The organism is Syntrophomonas zehnderi OL-4, assembly GCF_000983115.1.
Taxonomy (GTDB): Bacteria; Bacillota; Syntrophomonadia; order Syntrophomonadales; family Syntrophomonadaceae; genus Syntrophomonas_B; species Syntrophomonas_B zehnderi.
The window spans coordinates 1-3,631 of sequence record NZ_CGIH01000043.1; the positions used below are offsets into that span (position 1 = coordinate 1).

2 protein-coding genes and 2 pseudogenes are annotated in these 3,631 nt (G+C 38.0%); 2 read left to right on the plus strand and 2 right to left on the minus strand.

Features of this window, described 5'->3' with window-relative positions:
• Positions 1 to 410: 410 nt before the first annotated feature.
• Together AAV90_RS11990 and AAV90_RS11995 are read left to right on the plus strand one after the other, a co-directional pair.
• Positions 411 to 1,283: a hypothetical protein gene (locus AAV90_RS11990; RefSeq protein WP_157609566.1), complete on the plus strand. Its 873-nt coding sequence runs from the start codon at positions 411 to 413 to the stop codon at positions 1,281 to 1,283.
• 92 nt (positions 1,284 to 1,375) lie between these two features.
• Complete coding sequence (locus AAV90_RS11995; protein ID WP_046499518.1) at positions 1,376 to 1,831, plus strand: hypothetical protein; 456 nt, start codon at positions 1,376 to 1,378, stop codon at positions 1,829 to 1,831.
• 288 nt (positions 1,832 to 2,119) lie between these two features.
• Here the strand turns inward: AAV90_RS11995 and AAV90_RS12000 are convergent.
• Together AAV90_RS12000 and AAV90_RS15495 are read right to left on the minus strand one after the other, a co-directional pair.
• Positions 2,120 to 3,341 (minus strand): annotated as a pseudogene (locus tag AAV90_RS12000) (IS256 family transposase).
• Between the two features lie 177 nt (positions 3,342 to 3,518).
• Positions 3,519 to 3,631, minus strand: a pseudogene (locus AAV90_RS15495) (type II toxin-antitoxin system RelE/ParE family toxin); the annotation flags it as partial.

Below are 3,631 nucleotides of genomic sequence, written 5' to 3' on the forward strand. Positions count from 1 at the left end.
AAATATGCCATTTACGGGCATGGAAATAACGTATTTTGTCCTATTTTTTACGTTTTAGGGCTTCGGCCATTTTATTATTGTTGCTTTCCTAAATCCATGCAATCCAGGCCCTTATGTGTAGTATTTAGGCCTGGAAATGTAGAATCTAGGATTTTCTATAGAAATTGTATTTTCTAGGGATTATTATAAATGTATCGTACGAATTACAATTGTGATCACAAGGGGTGAGGTGAATGTGAATAAAAACAAAATCAATTGGAGGGGATTCTTTTTGTCTTAGGGAAGAGACTACAGATAATTAAACAGAAGGGTCGTCCAAAAATATTATTTTGCTAAAAGTATAAACTCTGTGGACATTGGTTAAGAAGCAATATCCAGCTTCAAAATATAAAGAGAAAGGGATGTTCGATTTGAATATGATCAGAATTAACCAGATACTAATAGCCGGGTTTTTATTAGTAGGGATTTTATTTGTTACAACAATACCCGCTAGTGCATCAAACAATTTAGATTCCTTTCCACAAAAACAGGTGACATTTAGTAAGGAGCCAATTAGTAACGAAGCGGTTTTGTATGATCGCGCTAAAAATGGCGAAACTGATTTATTTTTTGATCAATCCTTTATGAAAAATTTAACTTTTAATGAAGAATTAGCCAAAGAATTTTATATTAATAATTATGTGACGACAGAAAAAATAAAAGAAATAAAGGAACTGGGACAAAAAGGGGATAGTGCTAAAGAAGAGTCATATGTAACAACTATTTTTACTGATTTATCACCTAAATCCACAACTTCCTCTGGAAGTACCTATTTAGAACAGCCAAGTAAAGACAGTAGTGTTAGTGTTACATGTACTTTAAGAGTGTATTATAGCTACAGGACAGACCTTGTTTATAGCGGGAATATTCCTGTAAATTGGTATTCAGCTAAATTGGATAGGGTTCAATCTAAATGGACTATTAATGACTCTCAAATCAGTATTAGAAATGGATTTGTAAGAGGAACCGCTTATGGTAAGAAAGTAACCAGTTTCGATCCACATAAAGAAGGGGCATTGATAACTCACAGGGGAACGGCCTCGGGTGAATACAGTTTAATAAGCAATCCAAACCCCGGAACAAACTATAATTATTATCCAAATTGGAATGATTGGATAAACGTATATCCTGATGCAACTCACGTTGGCGGACAAGCAGATATAACCATACACAGGAATCCAACAGGTTCAAGCTGGAATTTTTCTTATCCATTGAAAGTAAACTATAATAATTTCCCCAACTAATCTAATTGAGTCGAAACTATATAATTGCAATAGTTTACGACTCAAAGATATTATATACACCGAGGTTTCTTGCTATTACTGAAGTAAAATACATGAAGAGTAAGATTGATTGGGGGAGTAAAAAAGTGTCAAGACGTTCAATGGTTAATTTAGCGTGGGTATCTCTTATGCTTATTGTACTAATTATTTCAGGATCTCCACTTGTATGGCTCCATAAGGTATGTATTGGACAATATGCAGTTATCTCATATTATTTCGCCCTTTTCGGATTTTTTGTATTCCTTGGAGCATTATTAGGGTTCTATGATCGCTTTTATGAAATAGACCAAAAAGGTTCCTGGGAGGTGGATATTCCTAAAATAATAATTTGGGGGATTCCAATAGGTTTGTTCGCTTGTAGCTATTTGATTTATCATGGCATTAATATGCCCGGATTAGCAAATCAATTATTTGCATATATTGTCAATACTGATTCTGGTCAAGTTGTAGCAGCTCAAGTTATTCTTGGTTATGTTTTAATTACATCATGTTATAAAACAAACGGTTAATGGAGTTATGCAATAACTGCTGGAGTGTTACAGCCAACCTAAGCAGTCCAAAAGCTGACGGTATTGCCTGACCGAGAGGTTCTGAACATGCTTTAGTGTAAACGGAATAATCATCCAAACTTTTGTTAATACTCTTATTGTAGCATAAACCGGGCAACGCTGAGGAGCGCCCCACGCTTGCTACGGCTTATACGGTAAAACGGCGAGCTTATTGTTTGCCGTTTTTTTACCGGTAAGCCCAAAGCGTATAAACCTCGGGGGCCTGGGGGCAGAGCCCCCAGGCGGCTTTTAAGCAGCAAATCTATCTGCAAAGAAAATCATAATCTGGCTATACGCCATTGCCCAATCCCGTGCGGGCTTCGTCCATTTTTTTGCTATTTCTTTGACCGATAGGAAAACAACCTTTCTTATCGAGTCATCTGTGGGGAAAATCGCCTTTGCTTTCGTGAATTTTCGCACCATTCTGTGGTACGCTTCTACCGCGTTAGTTGTGTAAATCAAATGCCTAATCTGTTCGGGATAGTTGAAAAATGTAGTAAGTTCAGCCCAATTTGCGTCCCAAGACCGCATAATCGATGGATATTTCTTATCCCATTTTTCCCTAAACTCTTCTTTTGCATACTCTGCGTCGTCAAGGTTTACCGCACCGTAGATTTTTTTGAGATCGGCACAGATTTGTTTTCTGTCCTTGTATTGTACAAACTTGGTAGAATTGCGGATTTGGTGTACTATGCATAATTGTTGTTGGGTCTTTGGAAACACTGCATTTATGGCTTCTCAAAGCCCTTTCAGATATCGTGGCAAGCAATAAAAATGTCTGTAATGCCGCGTTTTTTAAGATCGGAGCAAATACTTGCGTAAAATAATGCACCCTCGTTCTCGCTTATCCAAATACCTAAAATATCCTTCTGACCGTTCATATCAATGCCTAAAACTGAATAGACACACTTGTTGATAATCTGGCTGTCTTTGCGGCTTTTGAACACGATACCGTCAAAATAAACTATCGGGTAAATCGCTTCCAACGGACGGTTTTGCCATTCATTTACTTCTGGCAAAATTTTATCTGTAATCTTTGAAATTAAGGTTTGTGAGATATCTGCTCCGTATATCTCGCGCAGATTATCCTCAATGTCGCGCTGCGACATGCCTTTAGAGTACATCGCCATTATTTTCTGTTCAATTTCATCAGTTCGGGTTTGCCGTTTTCCAAGGATTATTGGTTCAAATTCACCATTACGATCACGGGGTATGACGATTTCGCTTTCGCCGTAATCGCTGATAATGGTCTTGTGATTGTAACCATTGCGCGAATTGCCGCTGTGCCCTCTACAGAATGCTTTTCATAGCCCAAATGTTCCTCCATTTCGGCTTCCAGCATCTGTTCAATTGTACCGGCAAACAAGCGTTTCAACTTTGCCTGAATATCCCCAGTGCTTTGGCAATCTTGCATCAGCAGACTTACCAGTTCCATTTCTTTGTCCGTGAGAATGTTTTTTGACGTTTTCATTTCATAACCTCCATATTGTTTTCTTGCGGAGATTATTACCATTTACACGCATTAACATTCAGACTCAGCAAAACCCAACCGGGGGTGACAAGTATACAGCGGGAAGGAGTTATAATCGGTTACAAATTATCGTACTAACCACTCATAATCCTGCCGACAGTCCACAATATAGTCAACTTACACCGTCTGATCCTTAATCTGATATAGAATCAGATACCTTTTTCCCGCCAACATCCTGTGATATTTGTTGGGAGGAATAAAATCTGCTTCTAAAAACGGAAAACGCTCCG

What these genes read in the sequence shown, in the direction of transcription:
- AAV90_RS11995 (WP_046499518.1), top strand. Translation starts at nt 1,376, where the DNA reads ATGAAGAGTAAGATTGATTGGGGGAGTAAAAAAGTGTCAAGACGTTCA.